13 protein-coding genes are annotated in these 14,094 nt (G+C 67.7%); 7 read left to right on the forward strand and 6 right to left on the reverse strand.

Annotation, left to right across the window (positions count from 1 at the left end):
* The first annotated feature begins 31 nt into the window (after nucleotides 1-31).
* A complete protein-coding gene (locus tag PARN5_RS0118790) occupies nucleotides 32-1,255 on the forward strand; it encodes a hypothetical protein (RefSeq protein ID WP_018001316.1) in 1,224 nt (407 codons plus the stop codon).
* 2 nt (nucleotides 1,256-1,257) lie between these two features.
* On the opposite strand, the gene PARN5_RS0118795 is transcribed toward PARN5_RS0118790, so the two are convergent.
* Together PARN5_RS0118795 and PARN5_RS0118800 are read right to left on the reverse strand one after the other, a co-directional pair.
* Complete coding sequence (locus tag PARN5_RS0118795) at nucleotides 1,258-2,406, reverse strand: CaiB/BaiF CoA-transferase family protein (RefSeq protein ID WP_018001317.1); 1,149 nt, start codon at nucleotides 2,404-2,406, stop codon at nucleotides 1,258-1,260.
* Complete coding sequence (locus tag PARN5_RS0118800) at nucleotides 2,399-3,589, reverse strand: acyl-CoA dehydrogenase (RefSeq protein ID WP_018001318.1); 1,191 nt, start codon at nucleotides 3,587-3,589, stop codon at nucleotides 2,399-2,401. The genes PARN5_RS0118795 and PARN5_RS0118800 overlap by 8 nt, the downstream gene beginning before the upstream one ends.
* An 86-nt stretch (nucleotides 3,590-3,675) precedes the next feature.
* On the opposite strand from PARN5_RS0118800, the gene PARN5_RS0118805 reads away from it, so the two are divergent.
* Nucleotides 3,676-4,587: a LysR substrate-binding domain-containing protein gene (locus tag PARN5_RS0118805; protein ID WP_018001319.1), complete on the forward strand. Its 912-nt coding sequence runs from the start codon at nucleotides 3,676-3,678 to the stop codon at nucleotides 4,585-4,587.
* Nucleotides 4,588-4,605: 18 nt separating this feature from the next.
* On the opposite strand, the gene PARN5_RS0118810 is transcribed toward PARN5_RS0118805, so the two are convergent.
* A complete protein-coding gene (locus PARN5_RS0118810) occupies nucleotides 4,606-5,934 on the reverse strand; it encodes an MFS transporter (protein WP_018001320.1) in 1,329 nt (442 codons plus the stop codon).
* Nucleotides 5,935-6,145: 211 nt separating this feature from the next.
* On the opposite strand from PARN5_RS0118810, the gene cyoA reads away from it, so the two are divergent.
* Genes cyoA through PARN5_RS0118835 form a run of 5 tightly spaced genes read left to right on the forward strand, consistent with a single transcriptional unit; the run spans nucleotide 6,146 to nucleotide 11,051 of the window.
* A complete protein-coding gene (gene cyoA, locus PARN5_RS0118815; protein WP_018001321.1) occupies nucleotides 6,146-7,342 on the forward strand; it encodes a ubiquinol oxidase subunit II in 1,197 nt (398 codons plus the stop codon).
* A 12-nt stretch (nucleotides 7,343-7,354) separates the two neighbouring features.
* On the forward strand, nucleotides 7,355-9,361 hold the full coding sequence (gene cyoB, locus PARN5_RS0118820; protein ID WP_018001322.1) for a cytochrome o ubiquinol oxidase subunit I: 2,007 nt from the start codon (nucleotides 7,355-7,357) through the stop codon (nucleotides 9,359-9,361).
* A 3-nt stretch (nucleotides 9,362-9,364) separates the two neighbouring features.
* Complete coding sequence (cyoC, locus tag PARN5_RS0118825) at nucleotides 9,365-9,982, forward strand: cytochrome o ubiquinol oxidase subunit III (RefSeq protein ID WP_018001323.1); 618 nt, start codon at nucleotides 9,365-9,367, stop codon at nucleotides 9,980-9,982.
* On the forward strand, nucleotides 9,982-10,344 hold the full coding sequence (gene cyoD, locus PARN5_RS0118830; protein WP_018001324.1) for a cytochrome o ubiquinol oxidase subunit IV: 363 nt from the start codon (nucleotides 9,982-9,984) through the stop codon (nucleotides 10,342-10,344). Before cyoC ends, cyoD begins: the two co-directional genes overlap by 1 nt.
* A complete protein-coding gene (locus PARN5_RS0118835) occupies nucleotides 10,341-11,051 on the forward strand; it encodes an SURF1 family protein (protein WP_018001325.1) in 711 nt (236 codons plus the stop codon). Before cyoD ends, PARN5_RS0118835 begins: the two co-directional genes overlap by 4 nt.
* Before the next feature lie 214 nt (nucleotides 11,052-11,265).
* Here PARN5_RS0118835 and PARN5_RS0118840 read toward each other — a convergent pair whose 3' ends face one another.
* The 3 genes from PARN5_RS0118840 to ugpA are packed head-to-tail and all read right to left on the reverse strand — an operon-like array spanning nucleotide 11,266 to nucleotide 14,068.
* Nucleotides 11,266-12,330 (reverse strand): sn-glycerol-3-phosphate import ATP-binding protein UgpC, encoded by a 1,065-nt coding sequence (locus PARN5_RS0118840; protein WP_018001326.1) that lies wholly within the window; start codon nucleotides 12,328-12,330, stop codon nucleotides 11,266-11,268.
* Nucleotides 12,331-13,194 (reverse strand): sn-glycerol-3-phosphate ABC transporter permease UgpE, encoded by an 864-nt coding sequence (gene ugpE / locus PARN5_RS0118845; protein WP_018001327.1) that lies wholly within the window; start codon nucleotides 13,192-13,194, stop codon nucleotides 12,331-12,333.
* Nucleotides 13,187-14,068: a sn-glycerol-3-phosphate ABC transporter permease UgpA gene (ugpA, locus tag PARN5_RS0118850; RefSeq protein ID WP_018001328.1), complete on the reverse strand. Its 882-nt coding sequence runs from the start codon at nucleotides 14,066-14,068 to the stop codon at nucleotides 13,187-13,189. The genes ugpE and ugpA overlap by 8 nt, the downstream gene beginning before the upstream one ends.
* Between the last annotated feature and the right edge of the window lie 26 nt (nucleotides 14,069-14,094).

Consider the following 14,094-nt stretch of genomic DNA (forward strand, 5'->3'; position numbering starts at 1 on the left):
TGCCGAAAACACCGGCAGCAAGGGGGCGCGGATGGCGCATGACGCCGATCTGATCGTGCTGGGCGGCGGCCCGGCCGGGGCGATCTCGGCCTGGCTTGCCGCGCGCGACGGGCTCAGCGTGCTGCTGGTCGATCCGGGCCGCAGCCGGCCCCGCCTCGAGGGGCTAAGCCCGCGCCTGCATCGCTGGCTGGACGGCCGGGGGCTGCTCGCGGGGTTCGACGGCATCCTGGGACCGCTGCGCCGACAGGTGGACTGGGCGGGCATCAGCGAAAGCAACAGCGAGCGGCTGGTCGAGCGCGCGGGACTCGATGCGCATCTGCGGGCCTGCGCCCAGGCGGCGGGCGCCCGGCTGGTCGCGGGCAACGGCCGCCCCGAGCCGGGCGGCGTCGCGCTGAGCGACGGGCGGCTGCGGGCGCCGCTGGTCATCGACGCCCGGGGCCGCGCGGCGCCGGCAGGACCGGGCAAGGCACCGGCGACGCTGGCGCTGTCCGGTTGGGTTCGGGCCGATCTGCCGCCCGGCATCCGGCTGGCCGCCCATGCCGGCGGCTGGCTGTGGCGGGTGGCGCTGCCCGACGGCCGGGTCTGGATGCAGACGCTGATGGATGCGGCAGGTGCGGGCGGGCCGGGTCGACGCCTGTCGGACGCCATGGCCGCCGCCGAGCCGGCGCTGGCCGGCGCCCCGCTGATCGGCCCGGTGCTGGCGCGCGAGGCGGCGCCGCGCCTGCCCCGGCCGCCGGACGACCTGTCCCTGCTGCCGGTCGGGGATGCGCTGGCGGCGATGGATCCGCTCTCGGGCCACGGCCAGTTCTGGGCGGTGTCCAGCGCGCTGGCGGTCGCCGCCGTGCGCCGCACGCTGGCGGCGCGGCCGGACGATGGCGAGTTGTGCCGGCGCTTCCTGATGCAGCGCGCGCATGAAACGAGCCTGCACCAGGCCCGCATCGGCCGCGATTTCCTGCGCGCCGAGCCGCGTTTCCGCGACCAGCCGTTCTGGCGCGCCCGCCTGGGCTTTCCGGACGACCTGCCGGCCTCCGACGCCCCGCCCCGCCCCGAGATCGCCGCCGCAGTGGTGGTCGAGAACGGGGTTCTGGCCCGGCGCGAGGTGCTGCGCACCGCCGCCGCGCCGCAGGGCATCGGCTGGTTCGGCACCATCCCGGCGGCCGAGGCCTTTCGGCTTTGGCAGGCGCAGGGGTCGGCCGGGCTGGTCGCGCGCTGGGGCGCGGCGGGCGCGGCCGTGGCGCGACGGATCGCGGGCTGAGCCTAGCCCGCGCCGAAGCGCCATTCGCCCTCGCCCAGGGCCGGGGCGGCGCGGTCGGCGACCAGCGGGCTGCGGGAAAACCGCATCGGGCTGCGCAGCCCCGGGATGCCCTCGGGCGCGATGCGCAGGCCGCGCGCAGCGACTTGGGGGTCGGCCAGCGCCTCGGCCACGTCATTGACCGGCCCGCCCGGCACGCCCGCATCCTCCAGCGCCGCGATCAGGGTCGCGCGGGTAAAGCGGCGCGTGGCCGCCGCAAGCAGGGGCACCAGCCGGTCGCGATGCGCGACCCGGGCCGGGTTGGTGGCGAAATCCGGCTCCGCCGCCAGCGCGGGCAGATCCAGCACCCGGCACAGCGCCGCGAATTGCCGATCATTGCCGCAGGCCACGATCAGATGCCCGTCCGAGGCCGGAAACAGCTGATAGGGCACGATGTTCGGATGCGCATTGCCCAGGCGATGCGGCACCGCCCCGCCCAGCAGGTAATTCGTCGCCTGGTTCGCCAGCACCGCCACGCCACAATCCAGAAGCGACAGGTCCAGGTGCTGCCCCTGCCCCGAACGTTCGCGTTCCGCCAGCGCCGCCTGCACGGCGATCACGCCGTAAAGCCCGGTAAAGATGTCGATCCAGGCCACGCCGACCTTCTGCGGCTCGCCGCCCGGCTCTCCGGTCAGGTCCATGATGCCCGACAGGCCCTGAATCAGGAAGTCATAGCCCGGCTGCGCTGCGCGCGGCCCGTCCTGGCCGAAGCCGGTGATCGAGGCATAGACCAGCCGCGGATTGCGCGCCGAGACGCTGGCATAGTCGAGGCCGAACTTGCGCAGGCCGCCCAGCTTGAAGTTCTCGACCACGACATCGGCCTGATCGATCAGCCCGCGCAGCCGGTCGAGATCGGCCGGGTCGTTGAAATCGCAGGTGACCGAGGTCTTGCCCCGGTTCGCGGCGTGGAAATAGGCGGCGACGGTTTCCACACTGCCGTCGGCGCGCGGCCGTTCGATGAAGGGCGGGCCCCAGCGGCGGGTGTCGTCTCCCTCGGGCGCCTCGACCTTGATGACCTCGGCGCCCAGGTCGGCCAGCGTCTGGCCGATCCAGGGGCCGGCCAGGATGCGGGCCAGCTCGACGACCCGCAGCCCCTTCAGCGGCGCCTCAGCCAAAGGCCTGGATCCCGGTCTGGGCGCGGCCGAGGATCAGCGCATGCACGTCATGCGCGCCCTCATAGGTGTTCACGGTTTCCAGGTTCTGGGCATGGCGCATGACGTGATATTCGATGGAAATGCCGTTGCCGCCATGCATGTCGCGGGCCATGCGGGCGATGTCCAGCGCCTTGCCGCAATTGTTGCGCTTGACGATGGAGACCATCTCGGGCGCCATCCTGCCCTGGTCGAACAGCCGCCCGACGCGCAAGGACGCCTGCAATCCCAGCGCGATCTCGGTCTGCATGTCGGCAAGCTTCTTCTGGTAAAGCTGCGTCGCGGCCAGCGGCCGGTTGAACTGGTGCCGGTCGAGCCCGTATTGGCGGGCGCGGAACCAGCAATCCTCGGCCGCGCCCATGGCGCCCCAGCTGATGCCGTAGCGGGCGCGGTTCAGGCAGCCGAAGGGGCCGCCCATGCCCTCGGTGCCGGGCAGCAGCGCGTCCTCACCGACCTCGACATCCTCCATGACGATCTCGCCGGTGACCGAGGCGCGCAAGGACAGCTTGCCCTCGATCTTGGGTGCGCTGAGGCCCTTCATGCCCTTTTCCAGCACGAAGCCGCGCACCTTGCCGCCATGCGCCTCGGACTTGGCCCAGACCACGAAGACATCGGCGATGGGCGCGTTGGTGATCCACATCTTGGCGCCCGACAGCGCATAGCCGCCATCGACCTTTTTCGCGCGGGTCTTCATCCCGGCGGGGTCCGAGCCGGCATCGGGCTCGGTCAGGCCGAAGCAGCCGATGAATTCGCCCGAGGCCAGTTTCGGCAGGTATCTGCGCTTCTGCGCCTCGCTGCCGTAAGCCTCGATCGGATACATCACCAGCGAGCTTTGCACCGAGGCCATGCTGCGATAGCCCGAATCGACGCGCTCGATCTCGCGCGCCACCAGACCATAGGCGACGTAAGAGGCGCCGACGCCGCCATAGGCCTCGTCCACGGTGACGCCCAGCAGGCCGGCCGCGCCCATCTCGCGAAAGATCTCGGGGTCGGTGGTCTCGTTCAGATAGGCGTCCTTGACGCGCGGGGCCAGCGACGCCCGCGCAAAGGCGGCGGCGCTGTCCCGGATCATGCGCTCTTCCTCGCTGAGCTGGTCCTCCAGCAGGAAGGGATCGTTCCAGGTGAAGGGGGCGGATTTTCCGGCCATGGCACACTCCTCATGTTGCGACATTGCTACCGCGGATCGCGCCGGGGTGCTAATGATGTCTTGTCCGCACATCATGAGTTTCGCGCATGAACAGACCCGCCCGCCCCGGCCATACGCCCAGCGTCCAGGAGTTGCGCGCGCTGGTCTTCTGTGCCGAGACCGGCTCGGCCTCGCGCGCGGCCGAGGCGCTCAACCTGACGCAAAGCGCCGTCAGCCGCGCCATCCGGACGCTGGAGGAGCGGCTGGGCGTGCGGCTGTTCCGCCGCGTGCGCCAGCGGCTGATCCTGTCGGACGCCGGCCGGGCGCTGGTGCGCGATTCGCGCGAGATCCTCGACCGGCTGGAACGCTCGGCCCGGATGGTGATGTCCTTCGGCGACGGCGGCGAGGTGCTGCGGCTGGCGGCGCTGCCGACATTCGCCGCCATGTGGCTGATCCCGCGCCTGCCGGATTTCGCGCGGGCCCATCCGCAGGTCTCGATCGACCTGACCGCCGCGCTGGGTCCGGTGGATTTCGAGGACAGCCCCTTTGATGCCGCCCTGCAACGCACCGAATTCGCCCGCCCCGGCGCGCGGGTCATGCCGCTGGTGCGGGAAAACCTGGTGGTGGTGGCGGCGCCCGGGCTGGTCGGGCCGGCCGACCCCGAGCCGGCGGCGCTGATGCGCTGGCCGCTGATCCAGCAGGCGACGCGGCCGGAGCTGTGGAGCGACTGGTTCGCGCTGGCCGGAGTCGATGCCTTCGACCGGCTCCGCGGGCCGCGTCTGCAGCATTTCGACATGGTGATCGCGGCGGCGCAGGCGGGCTTGGGCATCGCGCTGCTGCCCGACATCTTCGCCGCTGCCGCGCTGCGGACCGGCAGCCTGCGCCAGGTCAGCCCGCTGGTGCTGCCCGGGCGCTGGCCCTATGGCCTGATCCGCCCGCAGGGCCAGGACAGCGCGGCCCTGGCGGCCTTCGCCGATTGGCTGGAGCGCATTGCCGAAAACGAAGGCGCCCGCGACTGAGCCCGGGCGCCCGGTCGATCAGGCGTCGCCCTTGAAGTCCATGCGGCCGGCCAGCAGCACCGCCACGGTCGAGCAGACCGCGCCCGAGAGCAGGTAGAGCCCCGCCGCCGGCAGCCCGAGCCAGGTCGAGAGCAGCAGCGCGGTCAGCGGCGCGAAGCCGGCGCCGAAGAGCCAGGCCAGGTCCGAGACGATGGCCGAGCCGGTATAGCGGTTGCGCGCCTCGAACAGCGAGCCGACCGCGCCCGAGCTCTGCCCGAAGCTGAGCCCCAGGATGAAGAAACCGACGATCATGTAGACCGTCTCGCCGGTCTGTCCGGCCGACAGAAGCAGCGGCGCCATGATCGCAAAGACGCCGATGGCCAGCGCGCCGACCAGCAAGAGTTGCTGGCGCCCGATGCGGTCGGCCAGGAAGCCCGACAGGAAGATCGCGGCGATGCCGGCGCAGGCGGCCAGGGCCTCGATCACCAGGAAGCTGACCAGGGTTTCGTTGGTGTAGAGAAAGATCCAGGACAGCGGATAGACCGTGACCATGTGGAACATGGCAAAGCTCGCCAGCGGCACGAAGATGCCCAGAAGCACCGTCGGCCCGTCCTCGGCCAGCGTCGAGCCCAGCCGGGTCGGCTGCAATTCGCGCGATTCGAACAGCTGGGTGAACTCGTCGGTCGCGACGATGCGCAGCCGGGCGAACAGCGCCACGACATTGACCGAGAAGGCGACGAAGAACGGATAGCGCCAGCCCCAGTCCAGGAAATCCGCCTCGGACAGGTTCGAGGCGAGATAGGCGAAAAGCAGGCTGGCGACGATCAGCCCGATCGGCGCGCCCAGTTGCGGGATCATGGCGTAGAAGCCGCGCCGGCTTTTCGGCGAGGTCAGCGCCAGAAGCGACGGCATGCCGTCCCAGGCGCCGCCAAGCGCCAGCCCCTGCCCGATCCGCAGCACCGCCAGGATGACGACGGCCCAGGCGCCCGCGGTCTCGTAGCTGGGGATCAGACCCATGGCCACGGTGGCGGTGCCCATCAGGAACAGCGCCACGGTCAGCTTGGTGACGCGGCCATGGCGGCGGTCCAGCGCCATGAACAGCGCCGAGCCCAGCGGCCGCATCAGGAAGGCCAGCGCCAGCAGGGCGAAGGACAGAAGCGTTCCGGTCAGCGGATCGGTGAAGGGAAAGATCCGCTGCGGGAACACGATCACCGAGGCGATGGCAAAGACGAAGAAATCGAAGAACTCGGAGGTTCGTCCGATGATGACGCCCACGGCGATGTCAGAGGGCGAAACCGCATGCCCCTGATGCTTGGAAACCGGGGCGGCAGGGCGGCCGGCATTGGCCGAAGAAGATGTGCTCGACATGGCGGTGATTTCGATCTGATCCAGATTCCGGCCGGGCTTGGGCCTGAGCCACCCGGCGTCCCGCCCTCTCCCTGCATCAGAAGCGGGCCGGACAGCATAGGGCAAAACGTCGCATGTCGCCTTGACCAAGATCAAGGTAGGCAGACGCCACTTGCCCGGTGCATTCCCGACTCACTCGCCTTGCGCCACCCATCGGACAGCAGGTAGTCCAATGAAAAGAAAAGATAAAATCATCCGCCTCGCAGGGCTTTCGCTTCTGATCCCGCTTGCTGCATGCAAGGCCGAGGTGCTGGCCCCGGCCGGTGACGTTGCGGCACGGCAGCGCGACCTTCTGGTCATGTCGACGCTCCTGATGCTGATCATCATCGTGCCGGTGATGGCGCTGACCGTGTGGTTCGCGTTGAAATATCGCGCGAAAAACCGCGCGGCCGATTACGCGCCCGATTGGGACCATTCGACCAAGCTGGAGTTCGTGATCTGGGCGGCGCCGCTCTTGATCATCATCTCGCTGGGGGCGCTGACCTGGGTCGGCACCCATCTTCTGGACCCCTATCGCCGGCTCGACCGCATCAGCGAGGAGGTGCCTGCCGCGCATGACATGCAGCCGCTGCGGGTCGATGTGGTGGCGATGGACTGGAAATGGCTCTTCATCTATCCCGAGCAGGGCATCGCCACGGTGAACGAGCTGGCCGTGCCGGTGAACCGGCCGGTCGAATTCACGCTGACTTCGACCTCGGTGATGAACGCCTTCTACATCCCGGCCATGGCGGGCATGATCTATGCCATGCCGGGGATGCAGACCAAGCTGCACGGCGTCTTCAACAATGCCGGCGAATACAAGGGCATCGCCTCGCATTATTCCGGCCACGGCTTTTCGGGCATGCATTTCAAGACCTTCGCCACGGATGAGGCGGGCTTCGACGCCTTCGTCGAAAGGACCCGCGCCGGCGGCGGCACGCTGGACCGCGCCCGCTACCTGGAGCTCGAGGCGCCCAGCGAGAACGTGCCGCCGATGCAGTTTGCCCATGTCGATCCGACGCTGTTCCAGCGCGTGGTGAATATGTGCGTGGCCGAGGGCAAGATGTGCATGGCCGAGATGATGGCCATCGACAGGCAGGGCGGCGGCGGTCTGGCCGGCACCATGAACACCGCGCCCAGCCATGACGCACATGCCCGCGGCAGCCGCGCGCCGGTGCTGGGCTGGAAGCCGTTCCAGGTCGCCTCCTACTGCACGCCCGAGGATTCGGCGCTGATGTTCGGCCGCACGGCCCAGGTCGTGCAGGCGCCGATGGACCTGACGCCGCTGCGCGGCCGGGCGCTGACCCCGCCGCAGAGCGCGCTCGCCCCTTCGCATGACAATGACGTGACCCAGCTCGACCCGGCCCCGGGTCAGGCGCGGAATTTCTGATCGGACCCGTCCATGGCTACGTTTTCCAACGAGACCACCTTGCTTTTCGGCCGCCTGAACTGGGACGCCGTCCCGAAGGAGCCCATCGTCTGGGCCACCTTCGTCGCCGTCGCCATCGGCGGCATCGCACTTGTGGCGGTGCTGACGAAATACCGGCTCTGGGGCTATCTCTGGAACGAGTGGTTCACCTCGGTCGACCACAAGAAGATCGGCATCATGTATGTGGTGCTGGCGCTGATCATGTTCGTGCGCGGCTTTGCCGATGCGGTGATGATGCGGCTGCAGCAGGTCTGGGCCTTCGGCGGCTCCGAGGGCTATCTCAACAGCCACCACTACGACCAGATCTTCACGGCGCATGGCGTCATCATGATCTTCTTCGTGGCCATGCCCTTCATCACCGGGCTGATGAACTATGTCGTGCCCTTGCAGATCGGCGCGCGCGACGTGTCCTTTCCGTTCCTGAACAACTTCTCGTTCTGGATGACGGTGGGCGGGGCGATCATCACCATGGTCTCGCTGTTCGTCGGCGAATACGCCCAGACCGGCTGGCTGGCATTCCCGCCGCTGTCGGGCATCGGCTACAGCCCCTGGGTCGGGGTGGATTACTATATCTGGGGTTTGCAGGTGGCGGGCGTCGGCACCACGCTGTCGGGCATCAACCTGCTGGTCACCATCCTGAAGATGCGGGCGCCGGGCATGACCATGATGCGCATGCCGATCTTCACCTGGACCTCGTTCTGCGCCAACATCCTGATCGTCGCCTCGTTCCCGGTGCTGACCATGACGCTGATCCTGCTGACGCTGGACCGCTATGTCGGCACCAATTTCTTCACCAACGACCTTGGCGGCAATCCGATGATGTATATCAACCTCATCTGGATCTGGGGCCACCCCGAGGTCTATATCCTGATCCTGCCGCTGTTCGGCGTGTTTTCCGAGGTCACCTCGACCTTCTCGGGCAAGCGGCTGTTCGGCTATAGCTCGATGGTCTATGCCACGGTCTGCATCACGGTGCTGTCCTATCTGGTCTGGCTGCACCACTTCTTCACCATGGGCTCGGGCGCCTCCGTGAACTCGTTCTTCGGGATCACCACGATGATCATCTCGATCCCGACCGGGGCCAAGCTCTTCAACTGGCTCTTCACCATGTATCGCGGCCGCATCCGCTATGAGCTGCCGATGATGTGGACGGTGGCCTTCATGCTGACCTTCGTGGTGGGCGGCATGACGGGCGTGCTGCTGGCGGTGCCGCCGGCCGATTTCGTGCTGCACAACTCGCTGTTCCTGATCGCGCATTTCCACAACGTCATCATCGGCGGCGTGCTGTTCGGCCTGTTCGCGGCGATCAACTTCTGGTGGCCCAAGGCCTTCGGCTTCAAGCTGGACGTGTTCTGGGGCAAGGTCTCGTTCTGGTTCTGGGTCGTCGGCTTCTGGGTCGCCTTCATGCCGCTCTATGTGCTGGGGCTGATGGGCGTGACGCGCCGGCTGCGGGTCTTCGACGATCCCGACCTGCGGATCTGGTTCGCCATCGCCGCCTTCGGCGCGGTGCTGATCGCCTGCGGCATCGCGGCCATGTTCGTGCAGTTCGGCGTCTCGATCCTGCGCCGCAACCGCGCCGACTACCGCGACGTGACGGGCGATCCCTGGGACGGCCGCACGCTGGAATGGGCGACCTCGTCCCCGCCGCCGGACTACAATTTCGCCTTCAACCCGATCTCGCATGGGCTGGACAGCTGGTGGGCGATGAAAGAGGCCGGCGTGCCGCGCCCGACCTCGGGCTTCATGGACATCCACATGCCCAAGGGCACCGGCACCGGGGTGATCCTGGCCGCGCTGTCGACGATCTGCGGCCTGGCGCTGGTCTGGTACATCTGGTGGCTGGCGGCCGTCAGCTTCCTCGGCATCATCGCGGTCTCGATCGCGCATACCTTCAACTACAACCGCGACTATTACATCCCGGTCTCCGAGGTTCAGGCGACCGAGGATGCCCGGACGCGCCAGCTTGCGCAGGGGGCCTGAGCCATGAGCAGCACGACGACCGACACCATGGGCCAGTATTGGGAGCTCGAGCCCCATCACCACCCCGAGGGCGCCTCGACCAGCCTGGGCTTCTGGGTCTATCTGATGAGCGACTGCCTGATGTTCGCGGTGCTCTTCGCGGTCTTCGGCGTGCTGGGCACCAGCTTCGCCGCCGGGCCGGGGCCCAAGGACCTGTTCGACCTGGAACTGGTCGCGGTCAACACCGCGATGCTGCTTCTGTCCTCGATCACCTTCGGCTTCGCCATGCTCGCCATGGCCAGGGGCGACAAGGGCGGCACGCTGCGCTGGCTCATCGTGACGCTGCTCTTCGGCCTGTGCTTCCTGGGGATCGAGCTTTACGAATTCGCGCATCTGCTGCACGAGGGCGCGGGTCCGCAACGCTCGGGATTCCTGTCGGCCTTCTTCACGCTGGTCGGCACGCACGGGCTGCACGTCACCTTCGGCTCGATCTGGCTCATCACGCTGATGGTGCAGATCATGCAGAAGGGGCTGATCCCGGCGAACCGGCGCCGCATGGCCTGCCTGTCGATGTTCTGGCACTTCCTCGACGTCATCTGGATCGGCGTCTTCACCTTCGTCTATCTGCTGGGGATGATCTGATGTCCGCCCATTCTCATCACGACCACGACCATGGCAGCTTCGGCTCCTACATGAAGGGCTTCGTGCTGTCGGTGATCCTGACGGCCATCCCCTTCGCCATCGCCATGTCCGGCGGTTTCGAAAGCCGGGGCGTGACGGCCCTGGTCATCATTGCCTTCGCGGTGGTGCAGATCCTGGTCCACATGGTCTATTTCCTGCACATGACCGGCAACCAGGAAGAAGGCTGGACGCTGATGTCCACCATCTTCACCATCGTCATCGTGGTGATCCTGCTCGCCGGCTCGATCTGGGTCATGTATCACATGAACACCAACATGATGCCGCAGATGGACCACGAGGCGATGCAGGGCTTCGGCTCGTGACGCTGCGCCGGCTGGCGCTGCTGACCGGGGCGCTGGCGATTTTCCTGGGCTTCTGCGCGCTCGGGGTCTGGCAGGTCCAGCGCCTGGCCTGGAAGACCGACCTGATCGCGCGGGTCGAGACGCGGCTGGCCGCCGCCCCCGTCCCTGCCCCCGGCCCCGCCGGTTGGGCGGGGCTCTCCCCGGCCGACGAATATCGCCGCGTCTCGGCCCGGGGCCGCTATGCCGAGGGGGCCGACACGCTGGTCAAGGCGGTGACCTCGCGCGGCCCGGGCTTCTGGGTGATGACGCCGCTGACCACGCCCGAGGGCTGGACCCTGCTCGTCAACCGCGGCTTCGTCCCCGAGGACAAGCGCGCCGAGGCCGACCGCATCCTGCCGCATGGCCCGGTCAGCGTCAGCGGGCTCTTGCGCCTCAGCCAGCCCGGCGGGGCGTTCCTGCGCAGCAACCGGCCCGAGGCCGGACGCTGGTATTCCCGCGACACCGCCGCCATTGCCGAGACGCTGGGTCTGGGCGAGGTCGCGCCCTATTTCATCGACGCCGATGCCCGCGCCGACGCGCGCCTGCCCATCGGCGGGCTGACCGTGGTCAGCTTTCGCAACAGCCATCTCGGCTATGCGCTGACTTGGTTTGCGCTCGCCGCGCTTTGGGCGCTGTGGCTGGGCTGGCTGTGGCGCCGGGGGCCGGCGCCGCGCGACGATCAGCGGTAATCGGCCTAGGTTCTCGGGCGTCGCCGCCTCGAAGGGCGCCCAGATATTGCGCTCGCCCGCCTCGCCTTGGGCCATGGCCGGCGCAGCCAGCCCCATTCCCAGGACCGGCGTCAGCGCCGCCGGGCATGTCATGCCCATATCCTTGTCCCTCGCTTGGCGCGGGCCACGGAAATCCCGCATTGCTGGGGGAAATCGCGCCGCGACGAGGGAAACCTCACGCCTCGATGCGGCGGCCGGTCTCGGGATCGAAGAAATGCAGATGCGCCATGTCCGGCACCACGCCGATGCGGTCGCCGCGCGCGGCCGGGCTGGTGCCGGGCAGGCGCAGGACCATGGCCAGGTCCGTGTCCTCGACCAGGCCATAGCCGAAGGCATCGGCGCCCAGCCGCTCGACCGAGCGTAGCACCACCGGGATCGCCGCCTCGCCGGGCTGCGCCAGCCGCAGATGCTCGGGCCGGATCCCCAGCCGCAGGGCGCCGGCGCGCGGCAGGCCCGAGAGCGGCAGCCGGGTGCCGCCGGGCAGCGTGACCGTGCCGGCCTCGGAATCGACGGACAGGATGTTCATGGCCGGCGAACCGATGAAGCCGGCGACGAATTCGCTGGCCGGGCGTTCATAGACCTCGAGCGGCGTGGCGATCTGCTCGGCCACGCCCTTGTTCATCACGATCAGCCGGTCGGCCAGCGTCATCGCCTCGACCTGGTCATGGGTGACGTAAAGCGTGGTCTGGCCGGTGCGCAGGTGCATCTCCTTGATCTGCAAGCGCATCTGCACCCGCAGCTTGGCGTCCAGGTTCGACAGCGGCTCGTCCAGCAGCAGCGCCGCCGGCTCGCGCACCAGGGCGCGACCCATGGCGACGCGCTGGCGCTGGCCGCCCGACAGCGCGCGCGGCTTGCGGTCCAGATAGGGCTGAAGCTCCAGCATCTCGGCGGCCCTCGCGACGCGGGATTCGATCTCGGACCTGGACATCCTGGCGATCTTGAGGCCGTAGGCCATGTTCTCGCGCACCGACATATGCGGGTAGAGCGCATAGTTCTGGAACACCATGGCAATGTCGCGGGCGCGCGGCTCCAGGTCGTTGACCACCTTGCCGCCGATCTCGATGGTCCCCGAGGTGATCGCCTCGAGCCCCGCGACCATGCGCAGCAGCGTGGACTTGCCGCAGCCCGAGGGCCCGACGATGACCACGAATTCGCCGTCGGCGATCCGCGCGCTGATGCCGTGGATGACCTGGTTGCCCGCATAGCTCTTGCGAACGTCGGTAAGGATGATGCCGGCCATCTATTTCTCCGTCTCGACCAGGCCCTTGACGAACCAGCGCTGCATCAGCACGACGACCAGGATCGGCGGCAGGATCGCCAGCACCGAGGTCACCATCACGAGGTTCCAGGGCGTATCGGCATCGGCAAAGGAGATCATCTTCTTCAGCGCGATGACGATGGTGTTCATCTCGTTGGAATTGGTGACCAGCAGCGGCCACAGGTATTGCGTCCAGCCATAGATGAACTGGATCACGAAGATCGCCGCGACATTGGTCAGCGACAGAGGCCACAGGATGTCCTTGAAGAACCGCCAAGGCCCGGCGCCATCGACCCGCGCCGCCTCCAAGAGCTCGTCCGGTATGGTCATGAAGAACTGCCGGAACAGCAGCGTCGCCGTGGCCGAGGCGATCAAGGGCAGGATCAGCCCCGGATACGTGTCGATCAGCCCCAGGTCGACCATGACCTTGTAGGTGGGCTGGATGCGGACCTCGACCGGCAGCATCAGGGTGATGAAGATCAGCCAGAAACAGGCCATGCGCAGCGGAAAGCGGAAGAAGACGATGGCATAGGCCGAGGCCATCGAGATCGCGATCTTCCCGAGCGCAATGCCCATGGCGACGATGGTGGTATTGGCCAGAAGCCGCCACAGGCTGACGCCGCCGATCTTGCTGATGCCGCCGGTGAAGGCGTCCTGGTAGTTCGCCGCCGCCTCGGGTCCGGGCAGCAGCGGCAGCGGCGGGCGCAGGATGGTCTGGGTGCTGTGGGTCGAGGCGATGAAGACGTAATAGACCGGAAAGGCCACGACGATCACACCGAGGATCATCCAGAAATGCGCCACCATGCGGCCGGCGCCGCGCGGGGCCAGGGGCGAGGCTTCAGCCATAATGCACCCTCCGCTCGATGAACCGGAACTGGAAGGCGGTCAGCGCGATCACGATCACCATCAGGATCACCGATTGCGCGGCGGAATCGCCCATGATCAGGTTCACGAAACCGTCGTTATAGACCTTGTAGACCAGCGTTTCCGTGGCCTTGCCGGGGCCGCCGCCGGTCACCGCATGGATGATGCCGAAGGTGTCGAACAGCGCATAGACGGTGTTGACGACCAGCAGGAAAAACGTCGTCGGCGCCAGCAGCGGAAAGACGATGGTCCAGAAGGCATGCCGGCGCGAGGCGCCGTCGATGGCCGCCGCCTCTAGAAGAGATCGAGGAATCGCCTGCAAGCCTGCGACAAAAAACAGGAAATTATAGCTTATCTGTTTCCATGTCGCCGCGGCCACCACCAGGATCATGGCGTGGTCGGCGTTCAACAGCGGATTCCAGCGGATGCCCATCTGCCGCAGCGGCCAGGCCAGCGTGCCGAAGCTGGGGTTGAACATGAACAGCCACAGCATGCCGGCGATGGCCGGCGCGACCGCATAGGGCCAGATCATCAGCGTGCGATAGAAGCCCTTGCCGCGCACCACCTTCTCGGCCTGCACCGCCAGGAACAGCGCGATCGCCATGGCCAGGAACGCCACCAGCGCCGAGAAGATCACCGTGACCTGAAGCGCGTTCAGATAGGCCGGATCGGCCAGCACCTTGCGGAAATTCGCCAGGCCCACGAAGCTGGTCTTCAGGCCGAAGGCATCCTCCTTCAGCATCGACTGGCGAAAGGCCTGCGCGGCCGGCCAGTAGAAGAAGATCAGCGTGATCGCCAGCTGCGGCGCCACCAGCAGCCAGGGCAACAGCTTGTGCGGAAAGACCGTGCGTCTCATCCGTCCCCCTTTGGGATGGGCGGGCG

The sequence above is a fragment of the Paracoccus sp. N5 genome (assembly GCF_000371965.1).
Classification (GTDB): Bacteria; Pseudomonadota; Alphaproteobacteria; order Rhodobacterales; family Rhodobacteraceae; genus Paracoccus.